The sequence below is a fragment of the Pseudomonas cichorii genome (assembly GCF_018343775.1).
Lineage (GTDB): Bacteria > Pseudomonadota > Gammaproteobacteria > Pseudomonadales > Pseudomonadaceae > Aquipseudomonas > Aquipseudomonas cichorii.
Genome location: NZ_CP074349.1, coordinates 2,363,425 through 2,385,167, shown reverse-complemented (window position 1 = coordinate 2,385,167; position 21,743 = coordinate 2,363,425). Strand labels below are relative to the sequence as shown.

General features: G+C 59.1%; 16 protein-coding genes. 11 read left to right on the top strand and 5 right to left on the bottom strand.

Translation table 11 applies throughout. From position 1 onward, the window contains the following. Positions 1–156 precede the first annotated feature (156 nt). Both KGD89_RS10595 and KGD89_RS10590 read left to right on the top strand, forming a co-directional pair. Positions 157–1,074: a LysR substrate-binding domain-containing protein gene (locus KGD89_RS10595; protein ID WP_213149633.1), complete on the top strand. Its 918-nt coding sequence runs from the start codon at positions 157–159 to the stop codon at positions 1,072–1,074. 100 nt (positions 1,075–1,174) lie between these two features. Next, complete coding sequence (locus KGD89_RS10590) at positions 1,175–2,263, top strand: DNA/RNA non-specific endonuclease (protein WP_025259757.1); 1,089 nt, start codon at positions 1,175–1,177, stop codon at positions 2,261–2,263. Positions 2,264–2,400: 137 nt separating this feature from the next. On the opposite strand, the gene tssA is transcribed toward KGD89_RS10590, so the two are convergent. Genes tssA through KGD89_RS10565 form a run of 5 tightly spaced genes read right to left on the bottom strand, consistent with a single transcriptional unit; the run spans position 2,401 to position 9,928 of the window. Next, positions 2,401–3,474, bottom strand: a complete 1,074-nt coding sequence (gene tssA / locus KGD89_RS10585) for a type VI secretion system protein TssA (RefSeq protein WP_025259756.1) — start codon at positions 3,472–3,474, stop codon at positions 2,401–2,403. Further along, positions 3,471–7,286 carry a type VI secretion system protein gene (locus tag KGD89_RS10580; RefSeq protein WP_025259755.1) on the bottom strand — a complete coding sequence of 1,272 codons (3,816 nt, stop codon included), beginning with the start codon at positions 7,284–7,286 and terminating at the stop codon, positions 3,471–3,473. The genes tssA and KGD89_RS10580 overlap by 4 nt, the downstream gene beginning before the upstream one ends. Beyond that, a complete protein-coding gene (locus tag KGD89_RS10575; RefSeq protein WP_025259754.1) occupies positions 7,283–8,053 on the bottom strand; it encodes a DotU family type IV/VI secretion system protein in 771 nt (256 codons plus the stop codon). The genes KGD89_RS10580 and KGD89_RS10575 overlap by 4 nt, the downstream gene beginning before the upstream one ends. Before the next feature lie 18 nt (positions 8,054–8,071). Beyond that, complete coding sequence (tssK, locus tag KGD89_RS10570) at positions 8,072–9,406, bottom strand: type VI secretion system baseplate subunit TssK (protein WP_025259753.1); 1,335 nt, start codon at positions 9,404–9,406, stop codon at positions 8,072–8,074. 51 nt (positions 9,407–9,457) lie between these two features. Continuing rightward, positions 9,458–9,928, bottom strand: coding sequence for a YajG family lipoprotein (locus KGD89_RS10565; RefSeq protein WP_025259752.1), 471 nt, complete (start codon positions 9,926–9,928; stop codon positions 9,458–9,460). A 192-nt stretch (positions 9,929–10,120) separates the two neighbouring features. Between KGD89_RS10565 and tssB the strand changes: the two genes are divergently transcribed. From tssB to tssI, 9 genes are all read left to right on the top strand, one after another. Further along, positions 10,121–10,681: a type VI secretion system contractile sheath small subunit gene (gene tssB, locus KGD89_RS10560; protein WP_025259751.1), complete on the top strand. Its 561-nt coding sequence runs from the start codon at positions 10,121–10,123 to the stop codon at positions 10,679–10,681. Positions 10,682–10,715: 34 nt separating this feature from the next. Further along, on the top strand, positions 10,716–12,203 hold the full coding sequence (gene tssC / locus KGD89_RS10555; protein WP_025259750.1) for a type VI secretion system contractile sheath large subunit: 1,488 nt from the start codon (positions 10,716–10,718) through the stop codon (positions 12,201–12,203). Positions 12,204–12,278: 75 nt separating this feature from the next. Beyond that, positions 12,279–12,776 (top strand): Hcp family type VI secretion system effector, encoded by a 498-nt coding sequence (locus tag KGD89_RS10550; protein ID WP_025259749.1) that lies wholly within the window; start codon positions 12,279–12,281, stop codon positions 12,774–12,776. A gap of 15 nt (positions 12,777–12,791) precedes the next feature. Then, on the top strand, positions 12,792–13,241 hold the full coding sequence (tssE, locus tag KGD89_RS10545; RefSeq protein ID WP_025259748.1) for a type VI secretion system baseplate subunit TssE: 450 nt from the start codon (positions 12,792–12,794) through the stop codon (positions 13,239–13,241). Next, positions 13,225–15,021, top strand: a complete 1,797-nt coding sequence (tssF, locus tag KGD89_RS10540; protein ID WP_025259747.1) for a type VI secretion system baseplate subunit TssF — start codon at positions 13,225–13,227, stop codon at positions 15,019–15,021. The genes tssE and tssF overlap by 17 nt, the downstream gene beginning before the upstream one ends. Further along, positions 14,985–16,004, top strand: a complete 1,020-nt coding sequence (gene tssG / locus KGD89_RS10535) for a type VI secretion system baseplate subunit TssG (RefSeq protein WP_025259746.1) — start codon at positions 14,985–14,987, stop codon at positions 16,002–16,004. Before tssF ends, tssG begins: the two co-directional genes overlap by 37 nt. A gap of 2 nt (positions 16,005–16,006) precedes the next feature. Next, the gene (gene tssH, locus KGD89_RS10530) at positions 16,007–18,568 is read left to right on the top strand and encodes a type VI secretion system ATPase TssH (RefSeq protein WP_025259745.1); all 2,562 of its coding nucleotides are present in this window, start codon (positions 16,007–16,009) and stop codon (positions 18,566–18,568) included. A gap of 82 nt (positions 18,569–18,650) precedes the next feature. Beyond that, on the top strand, positions 18,651–19,715 hold the full coding sequence (locus tag KGD89_RS10525; protein ID WP_025259744.1) for an endonuclease/exonuclease/phosphatase family protein: 1,065 nt from the start codon (positions 18,651–18,653) through the stop codon (positions 19,713–19,715). A 15-nt stretch (positions 19,716–19,730) separates the two neighbouring features. After that, entirely contained in the window at positions 19,731–21,737 is a 2,007-nt protein-coding gene (gene tssI / locus KGD89_RS10520; RefSeq protein WP_025259743.1) for a type VI secretion system Vgr family protein, read from the top strand. Positions 21,738–21,743: the final 6 nt, after the last annotated feature.

Sequence of the window (21,743 nt, the reverse complement as noted above, 5' to 3'; positions counted from 1 at the left end):
GGATCGACCCGTGTCGAATCGATGGCCCAGCTTGTGCCCCACCCCGGAGCTGAGCAATAACGCGACTTTCAGCAAGTGCTGAAAAAAAATCAGCACTCGGGAAATGAATGAGTGATATTTGAGTGCAAAGAAAAGCTGAGCAAGGCCGGAAACAGCATGCATACCCCAGGCGACCCTTCACTCAATCTGCCACCGCTCAAGGCCATTCAAGCCTTTGAACAGACTGCCCGCTTCGGCAATGTGGCGCGAGCCGCCGAACAGCTCAACCTGACGCCCTCGGCTGTGAGCCATCAACTGGCCAAACTGGAATCGATGATCGGTCGCCAGTTGTTCCTGCGCACGGCAAGAGGCGTAAGCCTGACACCTGTGGGCGAACAATACCTGTCGGAAATTTCAGGGATACTGCACAGCTTCGCCGTGGCCACCGAACGGGCTGCCAGTGATATCAGCCTGGACTGCCTGCGGCTGCATTCAGCACCCAGCTTCGGCTTTCTGTGGTTGATGCCGCGCCTGGAAAAGTTTCGCCAGAGTAACCCCGATATTCAGTTGAATCTGTCGTGTTCCTACGAATCCCTGCATTTCAGCCGCGACAAGATCGATGTGGACATTCGCCATGGGCTGCCCGACTGGCCAACGCTGGAAGTGCGCACGGTGCGCAACGAACAGATCGCGGTCATGGCCTCACCTGCCCTGCTGCACAGGAGTCCCATCCATAGTGCAGCAGACCTGCGCGGCAGCCCGCTGATTCTGTCCGAAGCAACGCTTATCAAATGGCCACAATGGTTTGCCCGGCACGGCCTTTCCCGCCCGGAAAAGCCCTACCCGCTGAGTTTCGACCGCTCCTACATGGCCCTCGAAGCCGCCAGCCAGGGTCTTGGCTTTGCCCTGGAAAGCACCCTGCTGGCCCAGAAGTATCTGGCCAGAGGCGATCTGGTGGTTGTATCACCAGAGGCACTGAGCGCGCCGATTACCGCTCACCATCTGGTATTCCCCAAGGCACATGCCAATTTTCCAAGGGTGAAACGATTTCTGGAGTGGATGCAGGAAGAGTTGGGCGGGGATTTTTCGTATTGAGGCAGGCAATGCCCGGGCAAGTCTGTCTTGCTTCGCTCTCCATGCGACATGTACGATTTGCCATCACTCTCTCGGCAATCCGCTCACCCAAGGAAGGATCATGCGTTTCGTCAACTTCATCAGTGCCCTGCCAGAGAACTTCAAGGCAGGGACGCGCCAGCGAGTAAAGCGACTCGTCGCAGAGATGTCCCCGGGGTTCAAACCGCATACCCCGACTCTACGAGACAATAATGTCTTGCCTCTTTCAATGTATGAGGCAGGCATTTCAGACACTCGACATCAGGACTGTCACCGCGGCCATTTGATCGCCCTGGAGTTTGGCGGCCCCGAACACTCGGGAAATCTGGTCCCGATGTATGGGGCGTTCAACTCTGGCGGTATCTGGCGCCAATTTGAACGTGAGCTCGAAATATGGGTCAACGCCGCCGGTGGCAACTGCGAAGTCACCATCGTCTGCGATTACGCCATTGATCCTGCCGAGGATCAGCGTGTGCCCACAATGTTTATGATCACAGTGAGAGTCATGAATGGCCTGCAGACGGGACGCACCCACACATGGCCTATTACTCACACCAAACCGGTACCGGTCGTCAGCGGTGCCGACCCGATCAAGAAGGCTGAATATCTGGCGCTTATTGCCGAAATGACAAATCTGGGCTGGGATATCAAGGACTATCTCAGTACCGCAGATTTTCCTTCCTATCGACGCATGCCCCTATTCCCCACCGCAGCCAAGCCATACGCCTTCCTCGATTATGCAGAGTGGAAAGCCGTCAAGGACTACCCGCAAGCGCTTGAGCATTGGAACAACGGCCTAATACTGGCTCAGGCCTCAGAATTCACAAGCTCACAGATCGCAACCATCCGCGCAGTCAATCGCGTACTCAATGACGGATTCCTGATAAGCGACTCACCGAACGACCCTGTACACACCGACAGATATCGCATACCGGGCCAGCCACTGGGTCTGCTGGTCGAAGGCGGGCATGACCTGACGCCTCAGGTCGATCACGTGATTCCCAAGTCTGCCAGCGGAGCCGCCTCCTATAGCAACGCCATGCTCATCAGCGCCAAGCACAACAGCGACAAGCGCGCACGGATAAACGATGATGACAGCAAATCCCTATATGGCATCATTCGTGGCACCGGCCGCATAAAGAAAAAAAGCTATAAATTCAGTCCCTACTGAGCAGACTGCTGCACGTTTCTCGAAACAGCCAGGCACTCGAACGCATGAACAGTCCGGGCATACGGACAAGACGATGAACACGTCAACGCATACTGGAAACGGACTGCTCCACGAATACAGCGTTTATCGCCCCGCCTCTAAAGCACCCCCAACAACGCCCAGACCCTTCTTGCCTCGGCATCGGATGTAATCAGTTCCGAAAGCAGTTCCTTGAGGGGTTTGTTGCCCCACTCCACGCCTTTGCGGATCAGGTAAGGCACCGGGCTGTGGGGTTCGTTGCGGGCCAGATAATCGGCAATCAACAGTAATTGCCGATAGGCCTCTTCACGATTGCGTGGCTCGCTGAAGGCTCGTGCTCCGGCGTTCGACTCAAGCGGGGTATCAAGCGTCATGTCGGCTGGGGCCTCTTCGGTTTCCGGCGGCAAGGGTTGCGGGGGGTGCATGGCGATGAATTCCTTGAACAGTGACGCCAGGGATACCAGCGTCTGTTTCAGGGGCGCGTACGACGGGCCATCCTCGGCAAAGTACTGAGTGCTCCAGTTGTCCAGCGCCTCCAGTTTCTGCAACGCCGCCTGGGTGACTTCAAAGCTGCTCAACCACCAGGCAACCGGCGTGGCACGTACCCGTTCATTGATTCGGGCCTGGTCGCCGGCAGCGTTTTCGGCCGCTATTTTGGATGCCTTGCTGTCGTTGACCTGCACTCGGTTGCGTTGCAGTTGCTGCCAGTCACTCAGAACATAACCGGTAAACTCGCCTTCCCGACTCTCGAACAACTGGAATTGCGTGCGCAGCAGTTCGGTATAGCGACGCACGATCCACTCAAGGGGCGTCGCTCGCCATGACAAGTCACCATCGGCGGGTTGTGGGTGCAACTCCTGCGGATAGCGCTCGCACAAGCCGATCAGCAGGCTCAACGCATCAATGATTCCCGGCCTGGCATCCTTGTGCAGCCAGGCTTCGCCCAGCCAGGCGGCGATCATCAGGTCCTTGCTTTCCTTGAGCAGTACCGAGGTCGCAATGGATTCCACCTGCCCCCAGTCGGCCCGTTTGATGTCCGCCTGCCAGACGCCCATCGGCAAACTTGCATCGTCTTCGCGACGCAACTGTCGCAAGCGATCGTAGATAGGCTCGTGGCGCAGGTTTACGCCGCAGGGCGAGTGACCAAACAGGGGCTCCAGCAGTTCGCTGACCCGTGACGAAAGCTGACTCATCGATACACTCCAGCATCAACTACAGAACGAGGGGCCGAGCCGAATGGCGAGCGAGGTGCCTGCACCGGCAAGGGTTGAATCGACAACGGGGCCTTGCCGCCCTGGCTCATCAACGACAGGCGCACGAACATCAGGGTCTGGTTTTCTTCATTGGCCGGCGCATGGACCGGCACTTCAAGCGACAGCGGGAATTCCGTGTAATCGACGTTGGGCTGACGTTGCACCGACACATGGGCGCTCATCAGGCGCAGCAACGACCACGGCCCAAGGTATTGCCACTCGGCTTCCAGCCCGCTGACACGCAAGTCGGGCTGCAATGGATCGTTGACCGGACGCTGAGTGCCATCCCGGGCCCAGCGCAGGATCAGGCTCAGCGGCTGACCGACATTCCAGTGCAGGACCTGCTGCGCCTGGCCCGGATAGCTGATTTCACGGTTCCCTGAAACCAGTTTCCAGCTGATGACCTGATCGGCACCACGCTCACTGTCACGATCGGTGCGCCACTGGATTTCCATGTCCGCGCCCACCAGACCGGCCTTGTCGCGCAGCAGCAGAGCACCAAGCCAGGGTCGGGCCAGCTTCAGGCGTTCAAGAAACTCGGCAGCCGCCGCGCGGTCGCGGGACTGGGCATTCTTGAGCCCGTCCTGAGCCTGAGGCAATCGCTCGTCGATCAGGGTCAGGAAGTGCTGAACACGCGCCGGGTCGGCATCCGCCGCGCTCAAGTCATGGGCGAAGGGGAAACGCCCCGACAGGTATTGATTGAAGTAACTGGCCAGTGCGTTCCAGGCGGCGGTGCCCTGCTGCTGTTGCAAGAGCTGGCAACGGCGCAGAGCCCCTTGTTGCAAGGTCAGCCAACGCTGAGTCAACTGCCCGGTACTGACCGGCACATTGGCCGACTGCAAGATGCCCAGGCAAGTGTTCTCGTCCATGTCGTTGAAGTCACGACTGAGCAACTGAGTGATCAAGGCTGGAGAACTCGACGGGTTCTGCGCCTTGTACTTGTTCATTTCCTCACTCAGAGAGGCAAACCGGGTCACTTCCTCGACGCTGACCATAGGCAGGTTCTGCAACTGAGTCTTCAGCCATTCCACGGCCGGTGCATGTTGCTCGGTGATCTTGGAGATCACTGCGAACTGCTGGTCCAGACCGCGTTTGAGATCCTGGGCATCCGTGGCTCGCAACAATTGCAGACCAAAGTTCTTACCGCCATCCCATTCACTGATGTCAGCACGATCCCGGAACAGCGGTTGTTCAAGCACCATGTCGGTCGCCGTCGAGATATCCGCCAGTGCGACCCGGTTCAGGTAGTTCTGAAGGCTGATAGCGAGCTGGGGATGCTTGAGCTCGATAAAGGCCTTGTGCAGCGCCAGTGCCTGATCGGTGCGGATATCGAAAAGCCGGGCGTCCTCCTCAGATCCCGACGAAGACGCATGGGTACTCAGGCTCGACCACATGGAATCGGCGGCAGCCTCTTCGGCGGTGCTCAACATGGCCGGGCGATACATGGCCGGAATATTCGGCAGTTCTTCACGGGCATACAGCTTGTAGCTGTTGTAGTGATTCAGGGCGATGCTCAGGCCGTCGTTATCGATATGCTGCGCCGGCCCGTTTTCACCACGGCCGTCCTGACGCAACGCGCTGGCCACGAAGTCGCGGCGCAGCAACGAATTGATGGCCGCATGCAGTTGCGAAACCCGCTCCTGCAAGGTCAGTTGCCCACTGCCACTCTGGGTCAGCAGACTATTGCTTGCGGCGCCCTGAGCGATCCATTGCCCCTTGAAACTGTGCTGCAACTGGGCCGCCTGGCTTTCAAGCTCCTGGGCCACCTGCGGCCCCAGCAACTTGCTTTGCCTGACACTGTCCATCATCGCCAGATAACCAGGCACCAGTTCCTGCCCCTTGCCACGGCTCCAGGTGGCGTTGGTCAGGTCGATGACTGCCTGCAAATCGTCAATCAGGTCCTTGATGCGCTCCAGTTCTTCAAGATCATTCTCGGTACTCGACTCCAGACGCTCCAGATGCAGCTTGAGATAACCAGCGGCGGTGATGAAGTTGTCCGCCCGGTAATATTGAACCAGCCACTTCTCCATGAGCTTGGTGAAGTTGGTGGTCACTTCCTTGCGATGAGCCAGAAGGTCCAGCGGTTGCAGAGATGAAGCGCCCTTCTCCACCATCAGCCGGTTGTAGAACGACTCGCGATGCAAGGTGCCCGCATTGAGATTCAGGCCCAAGGCGCTATTGCTCAGGGGCACCAGTTCTTCCAGCGGGGTTTTCTGGTTGCTGAAGGACAGGCTGTACAGATTGCTCATCTGCTCCAGACGTGTTGCCCGCTCTACCAGATCCCTGGCTTTGACGTAACTCTGCCATAGCGCTGGGTCATCGCCCTCTTGAGCGGAGCGCCGGTCACTGTCGGTGATCGCCAGCAATTCGTTGGTCTGGGCCAGCAGCAAGTCATGCAAAGGCTGGCGCATGTGGCTCATGGACATGTGCCGCAATACCCCGTCCAGACGGGTATCCAGCGAGGAAAACCAGGAGCTTGGATAAACCGGAGAAGCGAAATGCCAACGCGGCGCGTTCTGCAGAACATTCCAGAATGCCTGCACATTGCTGCGGGTCAGTTCCTGACGGTGCGCGTCATCGTTGACCTGCACGTAATTGCGCTGAGCTTCCTGCAACAGGCGGGACAGCTCGTCGGCTTCATCGATCGAATAACGCCAGACCCAAAGCATGGAAATGACCCAGATCACGCCAAAGATCAGCGCACCAATGGCCGTGACCCGCTGCCAGCGCCGACGCAGATGCAAAAGGCGCGGCACAGGTTGCGCAAGGCCGCGCTCGGCATTGATGCGATGCTGCCAGAGCATTGAGGCGAAGACGCTCTGCATGAGCGGCGCATCGGTTGCCGACAGAGTTTCATGACCCGGAGCCGATGCCTGATCCGCGGTGAAGTACAGCCCCCGAAAACATACCGCCTCGCCCTGGGCATTGCCCTGAAAGACCGGCTCCAGCAGCATTTGCAGAGAGCGGCGCAAATCCTTCAGACGCTCGGGCAGGAAACTCAGCTCACCACTCAAGTGGCCCGACAACGCACCCACCTGAACAATGGCTTCCGAAAGTGCCTGCACCACGGAATCGAGCGCAGTATCGCTCCACTGGGATTGCCAGACCATTTCCGGGTCATAAGGCGAACTCCAGCCCAGAATCTGCTGGCGGGTGTCCTGCGGCAAGGCCATGACCAGATCCTGAAAGCCGGGAATCTCGTCCATGCCGTTGATCACGACATACACCGGCACACTGAGCCCAAGGCGTTGCAGCAGATCGATAAAGCGCCGACGCGCCGCCAGCCCAAGCGAGGCCGCACGCTCGCCATCCAGAAGATCGGCTGCGCTGATGTTCCAGATCACCCCGTCCAGCGGGCGCTGACCACGGATGCGCAGCAACAGGCCCAGCAGGCTCGCCCAGCCGTTACCCTGAAGCTTCATGCCTTCTTCGGGCATGAACAGCGACTGCGGCACAACCAGCACCGCGCCTTCGGGATCGGACCACCAACGGCCAAACCATGCGGGCTTGTCCGTTGGCGAAAGATTCCAGGCCGAGCACAACTGGGAGCCCTGAGCCTCATCGCCCACCATCAACAGCCAGGAAGTCTGGTAGTGATCGCGCACGCCCTGGTCCTTCTCCATCTGGCGCACGGCAAAATGGAAACTGCGAATCGCCGCACCGCCACGGGTACGCAGCCACCCGATGCACAACAGCACAATCAGCAGGACGACAACGATGCCGATCACCCAGCCCAGCATGGCCAGCGTCATGACAGGTTCTCCACAACCACAAAAGGTGTCGCCAGATGCAGAACCGGCTCCAGACGCTGGCCGATGTCATGCCAGAACAATTGACCGATACCGATAAACAACAGTGTGAACGCCAGAATCACCAGCCCCAGACGCAAGCCGTCAGGCAATGATTTACGCAACGGCAACTGGCGCGGCGCGACGCTGGAAGGTTCGGCCAGCAACTGGCTGACGTTGGCGTAATCCGGCTCGCGCTGGCGGGTGAAGGTAAACAGCGCGTGACGCCATTTTTCGTGCAGCGCCTGACCGCGCTCCCCACGCAAGTGCCCGTGAAAACCGAGGATCAGGCACAGCAGGTAAACGTTGCCCAGATCCCGATTGGTGGAAACCTGCTCATCGAGCAAGCGCTTGATTTCCAGTGGCAGTCGCTGACCGGCCTGGCGACTTGAATACAGGCGCGATTCAAGGGGCTTTTCCTGCCAGGCGCTCTGCCCTGACCAGTCAGCGTACAGCAGGGTTTCATCCACCAGTGCGACAAAGGCATAAACCATGGCTTTCATTTGCTGAGTCGCGGAATCCCCTACATTGGAGAATGCATTGCGCCACAGTAGGCGCGTGATCCGGGTCGACAGTTCGGCCACGGTCTCGACCAGCTTCGGGGTATCTTCGCCACTCTTGTCCAGTTCGTTCCAGGCGGTCAGCCATTGCTGCCACGCCTCACGAAAAGCGCTACTCAACGGCGCATCCTGCATGGCACGCACCCGCGAAACGGCATTCCCTTCAGGCATACGATTTCCCTACCGTACTCAGGCGGATTCGTTGGTGGTTTTGTCGATGAACAGAACGACTTGCCAGGGGCTGACCGCGCCTCCTGAAATGGATGAAACGATGTGTAACGGCTGCGTCGGGTCGAACCACTCGCCACTGGCCTGGATGACAAACAGCCGCGTGTCATCGCCCATGCTGTAGGCAACCTGTTCCTGACGACTCATCGCCTGATGGGACAAACCGCTCATGCGCTGGCGTGCCAGCACCGGAATGTGCGGCCCGGAAGCGATGATTGCCCTGCCCAGCCAGTCGGTTGCTGCCTGCGCAGCCGCACCGGCCGGCATGCGCAAGCCGACCACCAGTCTTTGGCGAGGTTTCTGCTCGGGCAGCGTAATGGAAAAGACATGGTCGGCCTGCTCGAAAGGCACGCTGCGAAAGCCGACTCGCACCTGCTCCAGAGTGCGCTCCAGCCAGGTCAGCACCTGATCGTAGCCGCGATACAGATCGAGAAAGTCCAGCGGCGCATAAGCAGGCACACCCGAAACCGGGTCCAGTACCGACCAGCTACCGGTCATTCCGAGCAACAGCCCATGCAGCCCCTGGGCCGTGGCGACCCGGCTGCTCAAGGCACCTTCCACCTCGGGCAATCTGGCCCAGAGCGCAGCGGATTGCAGACGGATTTCCTCGGCATCGTCCTGATTACCCGCCTGCTGGGCCTGACGCAAACGTCCGGCCAGAAACATGCATTTTTCACGGGTGCGGGCGCACAACTCGGCCACGCGACGCCCCAACAAGGACTCAGGCAGGATCAACGGTGTCGGCGCGACATAGGGCAATTGAACGAAACCGCCACCTTCTTTACGCACATGCAGCAGAGGCAGGCAGATGGAGTCGGCCCTGTTGGCCTCGGTGACCAACCGTGGATTGGGTCGCCAGACAGTGATGGTTTCCGGGTTCTCGCCACTGGCCAGATCCGGCAGCGAATCGCCGAGCACCGATTGCAGGCGGCCCTTGAGCGGCAACAACTGACCGGCGCGCCACAAGGGGCTGATCGCCAGATAGACCATCACGGTCGAAGTGGCGGATGCTGCAGCCGCCTCATTGATATCAAGTTCCACCATCGGCCCGGATCCGGCACGAATGCTCAGGGGCATGCCATCAGGCAAGGTGGCGTCCAGCGCCAGGATGCGAACCTGCCCGGCAAACAGGGCCGAAGGATCCAGATCAAGATTCGAAACACCCCAGTACCAAGGGTTCGATGCCTGGGCCAGATGGGCTGCCAGCGCTTCGGACCGCAAGCCTTGCAACTGAAAATGCTGGGGCAGCAATTGCATGCCTTCGTGCCAGCAGACTGCATCAGGTAGCACGCTCATAAAGTTTCCTTGACATCCTGTGTGTGGCGCATGGTCAGTGCGACGCAATACTCAATGAACATTTTCGTCGAACAGCGTCATTTCCCGGCTATCGAATTTCAGCCATATCCTGCGCTGACCATCGAGCCGCAGGCGGTGCGCGCCGGGCGTATTGTAATTGGCAAAAACCAGCAGCCCCATGGAGGGCTTACCGTCCAGCGGGAAAGTACCCGATTCGATCAGTTGCCCCGGCACCAGCTCCATGCCCCAGACAGCCATGAGCTGGCGGTAATCGCGGCGGTATTGTTCACGCTCGCTGAACCACTGGCTGGCGGTCAGGCCGGACAGTTTATTGAGCAGGTCGGGGTCATTGACGGAGATGAAATCGACAGCGACAGGCGAGTCATCGTTGGCGCGCAGGGCTACGTCCAGGACGAGTGAGTCGACACTTACTTTTGGATCCAAAAACGAACAACCCGTGAGCGTGAAAACAGCCATCAATACGGCAATCCATTGTCGGTATTTGAACTGTTTTACGATCATGATTGTCCAAGAAAAATTTTGTATTGCTTTTGGGCGTTCCTGTTATAGCATCAAGGCCAATTCGCCACCATGACGAATTTAGACGATTGCAGAAATAGATCCGTGCGGATCTGTTCTGCGGTCAAGCAAGGGAATGCGAGCATTGGGAAACCGTTGCATTGCGCCCGCCTTATGCATCGGAGTTCAGCCACCATGGCCGAGAGTACTCAGCACAAGCTAGACAGGGTTCGCCCGCCTCGTGTTCAGATCACCTACGACGTAGAAATCGGTAATGCCATCGAGAAAAAGGAACTGCCACTTGTAGTCGGCATTCTGGCCGACCTGTCAGGCAAACCTGATGCTCCTCCTGCAAAACTGATCGATCGACGTTTCGTTGAAATCGATCGCGACAACTTCAACGAAGTGCTCGCCTCCATCGCTCCACGTGCGGCCATCCAGGTCGACAACACCCTCAGCGGCGACGACAGCAAGCTCAACGTCGAACTGCGCTTCGGCCATATCGACGATTTCGATCCCATCAACCTGGTCAAGCAAGTCACGCCTCTGCGTCGCCTGCTCGAAGCCCGTCAGCGTCTTCGTGACCTGCTGACCAAGCTCGACGGCAATGACGATCTGGACAAGCTGCTTCAGGAAGTCGTCGCCAATACCGAAGGTCTGCAACAGATCAAATCAGCCCGTCCTGAAAGCGAAACGGGAGCGCCACAAGCAGGTACCGGCACAGCCGAAGAGTCGCCTGCCGAGCCGCAAGCCTGATTGTCATTGCCCACCCATTCGCTGAGGATTAACCATGGCCACATCAACCAGCGCTGAGAATCAAGGCAGCGAAGGCTCAACCCAGACATTGTCCCTGCTGGACAAGATCATCGCCGAAGGCCGCATGGCGCATGACGACAGCCAGCAAGGTTACGCTCGCGACATGCTTGCCGAGTTCGCCACCCAGGTCCTTGATGAAGGCATGGCGATCGATAAAGACACCGTCGCCATGATCAACGACCGCATCAGCCAGATCGACTCGCTGATCAGCGACCAGCTCAACGAGATCCTCCATCACGAGGACCTGCAAAAGCTCGAAGCATCATGGCGCGGCCTGCACTCACTGGTGCAGAACACCGAAACCAGCACCCGCCTGAAACTGCGCCTGCTCAACGTCTCGCAGAAAGAACTGCAGACGGATCTGGAGAAGGCTGTCGAGTTCGACCAGAGCGCGCTGTTCAAGAAAATCTACGAAGAAGAATACGGCACCTTCGGTGGCCATCCGTTCAGCGTCCTGGTGGGCGACTACACCTTTGGCCGTCACCCGCAGGACATCGGCCTGCTGGAGAAGCTGTCCAACGTTGCAGCCGCCGCCCACGCGCCGTTCATTGCCGCCGCCAGCCCGCGCCTGTTCGACATGAGCAGCTTCACCGAACTGGCCGTGCCTCGTGACCTGGCCAAAGTGTTCGAGAGCCAGGAACTGATCAAGTGGCGCTCCTTCCGCGAAAGCGAAGATTCGCGCTATGTCTCGCTGGTACTGCCGAACTTCCTGCTGCGTCTGCCTTACGGCCCGGACACCAGCCCGGTGGAAGGCATGAACTTCGTGGAAGACGTCACCGGCACCGACCACAGCAAATACCTGTGGGGCAATGCGGCCTGGGCTCTGTCCCAGCGCATCACCGAGGCCTACGCCAAATACGGCTGGTGCGCAGCGATTCGAGGTGCTGAAGGCGGTGGCGCGGTTGAAGGCTTGCCAGCGCATACCTTCCGCACGTCCTCGGGCGATATCTCACTCAAGTGTCCGACCGAAGTGGCGATTACCGACCGTCGCGAGAAAGAACTCAATGACCTGGGTTTCATCTCGCTCTGCCACAAGAAGAACAGCGATGTCGCTGTGTTCTTCGGCGGCCAGACCACCAACAAGCCCAAGCTCTACAACACCAACGAAGCCAACGCCAACGCCCGGATTTCTGCGATGTTGCCGTACGTGCTCGCCGCCTCGCGTTTCGCTCACTACCTGAAAGTGATCATGCGCGACAAGGTCGGCAGCTTCATGACCCGCGATAACGTTCAGACCTACCTGAACAACTGGATCGCAGATTACGTACTGATCAACGACAACGCGCCCCAGGAAATAAAGGCCCAGTACCCGCTGCGTGAAGCGCGCGTGGACATCACCGAGGTTCCCGGCAAGCCTGGCGCCTACCGTGCCACGGTGTTCCTGCGTCCGCACTTCCAACTGGAAGAACTGACCGCCTCGATCCGTCTGGTCGCCAGTCTGCCACCGCCGGTAGCAGCCTGACCCTGAGTCCTGCGGGCCTGGCTCGCAGGACGTCTCCCCCACTTTCTTTTTGACAATTTGCAGGAGTTACACCCGATGGATGCGATCATTCTGGATCTGGGTGACGATATTAAAGGCGACAGCATGCTGGAAGGCTTCACGGACAAGATCGAAATCATGTCCTACAGCCATAACGTTGCCATGCAAGTGACCAACGACGTCAGCAACTCGGAGCGTACTTCGGGTAAACCCCATGTCGGTGAGTTCACCCTGACCAAGTTCGTCGACAGCTCGACGCCCAACCTCAACAGCTACTGCTGTGCGGGCAAGCCGATCACCACCGCCAAGATCACCATTGGCCGCAACGCCTCGGAAGGCAGCGGTCAGATCATGCCGTTCATTGTCTACACCCTGGACAACGTGGTGCTGTCCAACGTCAGCGTCAGCGGCGGTGCTGGCGGCAAGCCGGTGGAAACCATCTCGCTGAACTTCACCAAGATCAAATGGGAACTGACAGCCCAGAAAGACGATGGCACCAAGGAAGGCGTGGCAGGCACCAGCTGGGACCTGGCCGCCAACAAGAAAGCCAGCTGAGAAAGGTAACTCGCCATGCCAGGCACAGGCATTCGTCCGCCGCTATTCGAGCGCCTGGCTTTCAGCGAGGAGCAGACGCAGCACACGAGGTTTTTCGACCGACAGGCTCTGGCCGACTCGGTCCGAACCGAACTGGTGCGTCTGCTCAATACCCGCCGTGCTTCAGGGAACATGACCACGCCACCGACCCTGCTCGACTACGGCATTGCCGACTGGAGTGCCCTGCAAGCCAGCAACAGCGATGACCGACGCCGCATCACACGGGAAATCCGCGCAGCAATCACTCATTTCGAGCCACGACTGCACCTCAGCGGTGTGGACGTACAAGCCGTAACCGGACGCCCTCGGCAACTGGATATACGCCTGAGCGGCACCCTGCGCCATGACCGTCAGGAATGGCCCGTGGCATTCGCGGTGCAGACCTCGGAAGCCGGGCTGGAGGTCAGGCATGAGCGATTCGATTGACCCGCAACTGCTCGACTATTACCAGCGCGAACTGACCTGGCTCAGACATGCCGGCAGTGTATTCGCCAATCGCTACCCCAAAGTCGCCAAACGCCTGGAACTGTCTCCCGGCGAAAGCCAGGACCCGCATGTCGAGCGCCTGCTGGAAGGTTTCGCCCTGCTTGCTGCGCGCCTGCAACGGCGCCTCGATGACGACTACGACGAATTCAGCAACGCCCTGCTGGAACAGCTTTACCCGCTGGCCATCAGGCCCCTGCCCTCGTGCAGCATCGTGCGGTTCGAGCCGGACCCGAGCAAAGGCAATCTGGCAGCGGGCTATCCATTGCCCCGGGACACGCCCTTGTTTGTGACCACGACCAAAGGTGAAAGCATCCACTTTCGCACCAGTGCCGAAGTGACCTTGTGGCCCATTCAGATCAGCGAAGCCGTGCTACTCAATGCAGAGGAAGCCCAGTCACTGACGGGCATCTTCCAGGCCCGCTCGGCCTTGCGTCTGACGCTGGAATGCCTGGGTGAAACCACAGACTGGGCACAACTGAGCATTGAACACCTGCGCCTGCATCTGGACGCCTCGCCGGTAGTGAATGCCGCGCTTTACGACTTGCTGGGGGCAAATGCCGTCAAGGTCTTGAGCGGCGCGCCTGGCACTCAGCCAGTTGCCCATGGCGACCTGCCGGAAATTGCCGGTTTCGCCAACGACGAAGCCCTGCTGCCGGAAGAAGATGGCGTACATCCCGGCATGCGCCTGCTCGCCGAGTACTTTGCATTCCCGGAAAAATTCCACTTCTTCGATATCCCGTTGAACACGGTCCATGTCGAGGGGCGAACGCTCTATCTGTATATCGTCTTTGATCGCGCCCCTCAGGCACGCCTGCACTTGCAAGCCAGCGATCTCGCCTTGGGCTGTACTCCGGCAATCAATCTGTTCCCGCGAACTTCCGAACCGCTGCGCCCGGACGGTACACAAAGCGAATATCGCCTGATTGCCGACAGCCATCGCGAGAACAGCGTCGAGATCCACAGCATCCGTGGCATGCGCGCCGCTTCGCCCCAGGGTGTACGCCCGGTGCCCGCCTATTACGGCAGCCAGCACAGCCTGGGTGACAGCAACCTCTACTGGCATGCCCGACGCATCAGCGGTCTGACGCCCAACCGACTGGGCAGCGACCTGATGCTCAGTCTGGTCGACACCCGCTTCGACCCGCTGCTCGATGCGCCCGACTACAGCCTGACAGCCGAACTGCTTTGCACCAATCGCCATCTGGCCCAAAGCCTGAGCGCAGGTACTCCACTGAGTTTCGAGCGACCCGGCCCGGTGGCCAGGGCCAGCCTGATCAACCCACCAAGCTCACAAAGCATCCCTCAACTGGGTGGTGAATCGCGCTGGCGGCTGATTTCGCAACTGAACCTCAACCATCTGTCGCTGGTGGAAGGTCCCAAGGCGCTGGAAGCCCTCAAGGAAATCCTCAGCCTGCATAACCTGCGCGACGAGGCCAGTGCCCGTCGGCAGATCGAAGGCCTGCAAAAAATAACCTGTGAACGGGTCATCGCCCAAGTCGGTGAAGATGCCTGGCGCGGCTGGCGCAACGGGCTGGAAGTCAGCCTGCAACTGGACCCGGAACACTTCGTCGGCAATAGCGCCGTGCTGTTCTCGGCAGTGCTGGCGCAATTCTTCTCGCTTTACGCCACGGCCAACCGCTTCGTGCGTACGGTGCTGGTCAACTCGGACAAGGAGGTCAAGACATGGCAACCCCAGGCCGGCATGCCCCTGTCCCTCTAAGCGAGGTCTTGCGCAAGGAGCCACAGGCTTTCGAGCTGTTGCAGGCCTTGCTGATTCTGGAGCGCGAGCACCCGCAGGCTTCGCCATTGGGCACTGGCACCTCGCCCCAGGCCGAAGCCATCCGCCTGCGCGGCCCGCTGACGCCCTTGTTTGCCTCCAGCGAAGTCGAGAACCTGACACAGGAACCCGGTCAGCAACCGGTACTGACGACGCCGATCTTTGGTTTGGGCGGGCCCGACGGTCCTTTGCCGTACGCCTTTCAGGAATGGCTGCAACAACGTGCCCGCGCCAAGGATCATGCGCCAGGCGAATTTCTCGACCTGTTCCAGCATCGCCTGCTCAGCCTGCTCTATCGGGTGCTGCGCAAGCATCGCGTGGCGCTGGGGTTCTCGGTGCCTTCGGCCAGCCCGGTGCAAGCGCAGCTACGCGCACTGACCGGCTTGCTGCCCAAATCATTGCAGGAACGCCAGGCACTGCCCGACGCTGCGATCATGGCACGCAGCGCCTTGTACTCGGGTGGTCGTCGTTCAATTGCCGGTTTCGCCGCCATCGTGCGCCAGCATTTCGGGCTGCCGGTACAGATCAGCGCCTACGAAGGCGCATGGCGCAGCATTCCGCCAGCCAGTCGCAGCCTCCTGAAACCCGGTGGCCGCAACCTGAAACTGGGCAGCACCGCCATTGCCGGGACCCGCGTCTGGGATGAGCATGCCGGCATTCGCCTGACGATCGGCCCGTTGCAAAACGAACAGGCCAGACGCCTGCTGCCCGACGGCGAAGCCCATCAGCAACTGGCAAGCATGGCTGCGCTGTATTTCGGCCCCGATCTGGACTGCTCGCTGACCCTGCTGGTGTCAGGCGCAGAACCGATGGTCATGAATCGCGAGAATCCACCAACCCTGAACTGGAACGGTGGCTTGCGTAGAAAACCCAACCAAGACGTGCAGCGCATCGATACCCGGCTGCGCCAAGCGGAGATGGCCTGAATATGGAACTCGGCAGCCTGATAGCACGCCTCAACGCCGACAGCCGCCGCGCCCTGGAACGTGCCGCGCAGCGCTGCCTGCAACGGGGTCATCACTACGTTGAAATCGAGCACCTGCTGCTGGAACTGCTGGATATCGAAGGCGGCGACCTGGCTTGCCTGCTGCCGCGTTTCGGCCTGGAGCGCGATGCGCTGAGCGCAGAAATCAACAAGGCGCTGGAGCTGTTCAAATCCGGCAGCACCCGCACACCGGCATTGTCCGCGCAGACCATCGGCCTTTTAGAAGACACCGTGGTGCAGGCCAGCGTCATGGGCCAGCCAAGCATTCGTTCAGGGCTGTTGCTGCTGGCCTTGCTGGACCGGGATGAACATCGCAGCCTGCTGCTCAACAGTGCATCCTCGTTGCTGTGCATTCCCCCGGATGTGCTGCGCAATAATTTGCAGGAATGGGCGCAGCCTTCTCGCGAACATATCGCTATCGCCGCACCCGGCCAACCGGGCAAGGCTGCGGCGAAGACCGTCGAAGGCTCGACTCTCGACCAATACACCCAGGACCTGACTGCCGATGCCCACGCCGGGCGCATCGACCCCATCGTCGGCCGCGACGGGGAAATCCGCCAGTGCATCGACATCCTGCTGCGCCGTCGCCAGAACAACCCGATTCTGGTGGGCGCGCCGGGTGTGGGTAAAACCGCCGTGGTCGAAGGCCTGGCCTTGCGTATTGCCGCGGGCGATGTGCCGCCGTCCTTGCAGGATGTCAGCCTGCGGGTGCTCGACCTTGGCCTGCTGCAAGCCGGTGCTGGTGTAAAAGGCGAATTCGAGCAGCGTCTCAAAGGGGTGATTGATGCGGTGCGCAGTGCCGAGAAGCCGATCATCCTGTTTATCGACGAAGCCCACACCCTGATCGGTGCCGGTGGCGCGGAAGGCGGCAGCGACGCCGCCAACCTGCTCAAACCCGCTCTGGCCCGCGGCGAACTGCGCACCCTGGCCGCCACCACCTGGATGGAATACAAGAAGTATTTCGAGAAAGACCCGGCCCTGGCCCGGCGTTTCCAGTTGGTACAGGTGGAAGAACCGGACGAAGCCACAGCCGTAGAAATGCTTCGGGGCGTGGCCACCAAACTGGAACAGCACCATGGCGTACAAGTGCTGGATGCAGCGATTCACGATGCGGTGAAACTCTCACACCGCTACATATCCGGGCGGCAACTGCCGGACAAGGCCATCAGCATCCTCGACACCGCCTGTGCCCGTGTCGCACTCGGCCAACACGACGTGCCACCGCCACTTGAAAGCCTGCGCCATCGCCAGCAAAGCCTGAAAGAAGAACTCGAACGCCTGCGTCGCGAACAGGCCACAGGCCTCGATCACCGGGAACGCATCACCACACTGGAAAGCGAATCCACCAGCAACCTGCAAGCTATCCGTGAACTGGAAGTGCGCTGGGGCGAAGAGCGGGAAGCCGTGCGCGAACTGCTGGAAACCCGCCGCGAACTGCTGGCCCTGAGCGAGCGCGTGGACGCCAATACTGACCTCGCCAAACGCGACCCGGACACCGACAGCCGCATCGACTACCTGGCCTCGGAACTGGTGCGTCTGGAAGCCGGTCTGGACGCCATTCGCCAGGACGATCCGCTGGTGCCGGAACAGGTCGACTCCAAGACCGTCGCCGCCGTGATTGCAGGCTGGACCGGCATCCCGGTCGGCAAGATGCTCGCCGACGAGGCCCATGCCGTACGGACCCTGGGGCAGCGCATGGGTCAGCGAGTCATGGGCCAGAAAGCCGCCCTCGACACCATCGCCCAACGCCTGCAAGCCTACCGCGCCGGCCTGACCGACCCGCAGAAACCGGTGGGTGTGTTCCTGCTCCCCGGCCCTACCGGTGTCGGCAAGACCGAAACCGCCTACGCCCTGGCCGACGCGTTATACGGTGGCGAGCGCAACCTGATCAGCATCAACCTTTCCGAATACCAGGAAGCCCACACCGTCAGCCAACTCAAAGGCGCGCCACCCGGCTACGTCGGTTACGGCACCGGTGGTGTGCTGACCGAAGCGGTACGCCGCAAACCCTATTCCGTGGTGCTGCTGGACGAAATCGAAAAAGCCCACCCGGACGTACTGGAAGCGTTCTACAACGTGTTCGACAAAGGTGTCATGGAAGACGGCACCGGCCTGGTGGTGGACTTCAAGAACACCGTCATGCTCGCCACCAGCAACGTCGGTGCCGAACTGATTCTCGACACCCCTAGCGCCGAACTCGACACAGACCCGTTCAACGAACGCCTGCACAAAGTCCTGCTACAAGCCTTCCGCCCCGCCTTCCTCGCCCGCATGACCGTGGTGCCTTATCGCCCGCTGGATGAAGCGACGCTGGAAGGAATCGTGCTGGCCAAACTGGAGAAATTGCGTGGCCGGTACAAGGCCGCGACGGGCAAGCAATTTGATTTTGATAACGGGATTGTCAAGGCCGTACTGGCGAAATGCAGCGGGGCCGGGGCGAGGGATATTGAGAATGTATTGATGAAACAGGTGACGGGGAAGTTGGCGGAGTGGGTGTTGGAGTGAAACTTACATCACCTCGACGACATGAATCAGGCGTCAGTGTACCCAACGCCGAAGACAGCCATGGGATAAACCAGGAAAAGATATGGCATTAAAAATAATGGTGTGGAATGCACAGCATTTCGACAACCAGTCCAGTTCGACTCACTCCCAGGCCTTTACAGAAAAACGGGACTTCCTGAAACAATACCTCGCCCAACAAAGCGACATCGACATATTGGTCTTCCTGGAAACAGGAAAGACCGGAAACATCAATCAAAGCCTGACCAGCGAAGTGTACAACCTTCCCGGGAACTTTGTACCTGTCGTCCACCTCACTCAAGAAGGTGGCTTCACAAAAAACACCACACTGGGCATCAGCACATTTGTTCGCGAAGACAAAAAAGGACAGGTAGGACTGCCTGACTTTGAATACGTATTGGGAGACCAGGAGCGGCGCGCTCCGGTCATACTAAAACATCAAACTGGCAAGTACCTTGCGTTTTATCATGCCAATGCCAATGAAAATACTTCATTCGGTCATATCAGAGACGCCATCCAGTTCATCCATCAAGAAGTCGGAGATGACTTGATTTTTTTTGGAGGCGATCTTAACCATGACTACTACAGCATGAACGACTCAATAGGGCACCTTAAAAAGCTGGGTCCCGTCGGCGTAGGATACACTCACAGTAAATTTACGTTAGTCGAGACCAAGACCCTCCACCTCGACGTGGCCAGACGGTATGAAGGGTTGATCAACCGGCACGGTTTGGCACGGGCATTCAACAGCCACTACGGAAATTTGACAGAAGAGAAAAAAAACATCCTCAAAGCACCGACAACCACACAAAAAAGCAAAGCCCGTGTCCTCAAAATCACAACAAGGCTACAAGAGTTAGACACCGCATTTGCGTATGTCGATGCTCATTTTGATCGTCAGTATTCTGTCCACGAAGGCAGTGAAACACATGAGAGTGTTGTAGTGACAAATCGATTTTTGGATTATGCATTTGTACACAATACAAGTGATTGGCAAGCTGTCTGTCACGGCTCAGTGGCCGTCCACACTTCGGCAGTTTTAGGAGTTACCTCCACACAGAGGCTATGCGATAACGTTTTAATGAGAAGTGATCACTTTCCGGTTATCTACACTTGCACAGCCCTTTAATTCATTGAGGCAATCATGCCCCGCTCCACCGACACCACCACCAGCCTCTCCCTGACCGGCTCAGCCCTCACCGAGCTGTACCCTGACTCCATCAGCGGTGAGGAATCCCTCAATACTATGGGGCAGTATTTCCTGCATGGTCAGGCGGATACCGCATTGACGCTGACTTCTGCCATCGCCACTCACGTTACCGCGACGTTGCATAACGACGCGATGCTGCGGCCGATGGATGCACTGGTTGCGGAGATCCGGCAGCTTCCGGCAGACGCCACGGCAGATCGGTATCAGGTGTTGTTGCGCCCATGGTTGTGGTGGTTGACGCTGGCGAGCAATAACCGGGTGTTTCAGAACCTCTCCACATCGGACATTGTGACATCGATCTTCACTGACCATGGTTTCAGTGATCACAAGCTGTCGCTGACCGGCAGTTACACGCCCCGCGAGTATTGCGTGCAGTACGGTGAAACCGATTTTGCGTTTGTGTCGCGCCTGCTGGAAGAGGAAGGGATTTTCTGGTTTTTCACCCATGAGGAAGGCAAGCACACGCTGGTGTTGGCGGACAACAACGATGCGTTTCCGGCGATTCCCAACGGGCCGGCGGTGAAGTATCTGGGTCAGGGAATGGGCAATCGGGAGCTGCACGGGATTCGTTCCGGGCAACTGGTGTTGCAAGCGGTTTCCGGGGTGTATTCGGCGTCGGATTACGAATTCACCACGCCCACCACTTCGCTGTACAGCAAGGCCGAAGCCAAGGCCGGGCCGTTGTCGATGTATGAGCATCCGGGTGGTTATATCGCCAAGGCACGGGGCGATGCATTGACCAAGCAACGGGTCGATGGCCTGCGCAGTCAGGAGAAACGCTTTATCGGTGAAAGCGACTGCCGCTGGCTGGTGCCGGGGCACTATTTCACCCTGAGCGGCCATGACGATGCGACGCTGAATATCGACTGGGTAGTAACGGCGGTTACCCACGAAGCCAGTCATGAAGGCTATCGCAACCGCTTCGAGGCTATCCCAAAGGCAACGACTTATCGCCCAGCGCGGGTGACATCCAAACCGCGCATGCACACCCAGACGGCCACCGTGGTCGGCAAATCCGGCGAGGAAATCTGGACCGACGAATATGGCCGGATCAAGATCCAGTTCCCGTGGGACCGCGACGGCAAGAGCGACGAAACCAGCTCCTGCTGGGTGCGCGTGGTACTGCCCTGGACCGGCAAGGGGTTCGGCATGCAGTTTGTGCCGCGTATCGGTCAGGAAGTGATCGTCACCTTTATCGACGGCGACCCGGACCGGCCATTGGTCAGCGGTTGCGTGTACAACGGCGACAACGCCCTACCCTATGCCTTGCCCGCCAACCAGACGCAATCGGGGATCAAGACCAATTCCTCCAAGGGCGGCGGCGGTTTCAACGAGTTGCGTTTCGAGGACAAGAAGGACGCTGAGGAAGTCTTTCTGCAAGCCCAGAAGGACTTCAAGACCAATGTGCTCAACGACACTACAGTCACCGTCGGCCACGATGAAACCCTGACCGTACAGAACGCCCGCACCCGCACCGTCAAGGAAGGCGATGAAACCGTCACGCTGGAAAAGGGCAAGCGCAGCGTCACCATCCAGACCGGTAGCGACACGCTGGACGTGAAGGACACTCGCACCGTCAAGGTCGGCGGCGACCAGACCCACAGCACCGGCGGCAACTACACCGACAAGGTCACAGGCAATTACAGCCTGACCGTGGACGGCAACCTGACCCTCAAGGTCAGCGGCACCATCACCCTGGAAAGCGGCGGCAGTTTCACGATCAAGAGCGGTGCCGATCTGGCAGTACAGGCCAGTACCTCAATCACCCAGAAAGCCGGAACGGCCCTGACCAATCAGGCGGGCACATCGCTGGAAAACAAGGCAGGCACCACCATGACCAATGACGCGGGCATCAGCCTGACCAACAAGGCCGCAGCGTCACAGACCGTGGATGGTGGCGGCATGCTGACCATCAAGGGCGGCCTGGTACAAGTCAATTGAGATTCT

Coding starts and splice junctions, on each gene's coding strand:
- KGD89_RS10550 (WP_025259749.1), top strand. CDS start 12,279: ATGGATGCGATCATTCTGGATCTGGGTGACGATATTAAAGGCGACAGC.
- tssF (WP_025259747.1), top strand. CDS start 13,225: ATGAGCGATTCGATTGACCCGCAACTGCTCGACTATTACCAGCGCGAA.
- tssC (WP_025259750.1), top strand. CDS start 10,716: ATGGCCACATCAACCAGCGCTGAGAATCAAGGCAGCGAAGGCTCAACC.
- tssE (WP_025259748.1), top strand. CDS start 12,792: ATGCCAGGCACAGGCATTCGTCCGCCGCTATTCGAGCGCCTGGCTTTC.
- KGD89_RS10580 (WP_025259755.1), bottom strand. CDS start 7,286: ATGACGCTGGCCATGCTGGGCTGGGTGATCGGCATCGTTGTCGTCCTG.
- KGD89_RS10575 (WP_025259754.1), bottom strand. CDS start 8,053: ATGCCTGAAGGGAATGCCGTTTCGCGGGTGCGTGCCATGCAGGATGCG.
- tssK (WP_025259753.1), bottom strand. CDS start 9,406: ATGAGCGTGCTACCTGATGCAGTCTGCTGGCACGAAGGCATGCAATTG.
- tssH (WP_025259745.1), top strand. CDS start 16,007: ATGGAACTCGGCAGCCTGATAGCACGCCTCAACGCCGACAGCCGCCGC.
- KGD89_RS10590 (WP_025259757.1), top strand. CDS start 1,175: ATGCGTTTCGTCAACTTCATCAGTGCCCTGCCAGAGAACTTCAAGGCA.
- tssB (WP_025259751.1), top strand. CDS start 10,121: ATGGCCGAGAGTACTCAGCACAAGCTAGACAGGGTTCGCCCGCCTCGT.
- tssI (WP_025259743.1), top strand. CDS start 19,731: ATGCCCCGCTCCACCGACACCACCACCAGCCTCTCCCTGACCGGCTCA.
- tssA (WP_025259756.1), bottom strand. CDS start 3,474: ATGAGTCAGCTTTCGTCACGGGTCAGCGAACTGCTGGAGCCCCTGTTT.
- tssG (WP_025259746.1), top strand. CDS start 14,985: ATGGCAACCCCAGGCCGGCATGCCCCTGTCCCTCTAAGCGAGGTCTTG.
- KGD89_RS10595 (WP_213149633.1), top strand. CDS start 157: ATGCATACCCCAGGCGACCCTTCACTCAATCTGCCACCGCTCAAGGCC.
- KGD89_RS10565 (WP_025259752.1), bottom strand. CDS start 9,928: ATGATCGTAAAACAGTTCAAATACCGACAATGGATTGCCGTATTGATG.
- KGD89_RS10525 (WP_025259744.1), top strand. CDS start 18,651: ATGGCATTAAAAATAATGGTGTGGAATGCACAGCATTTCGACAACCAG.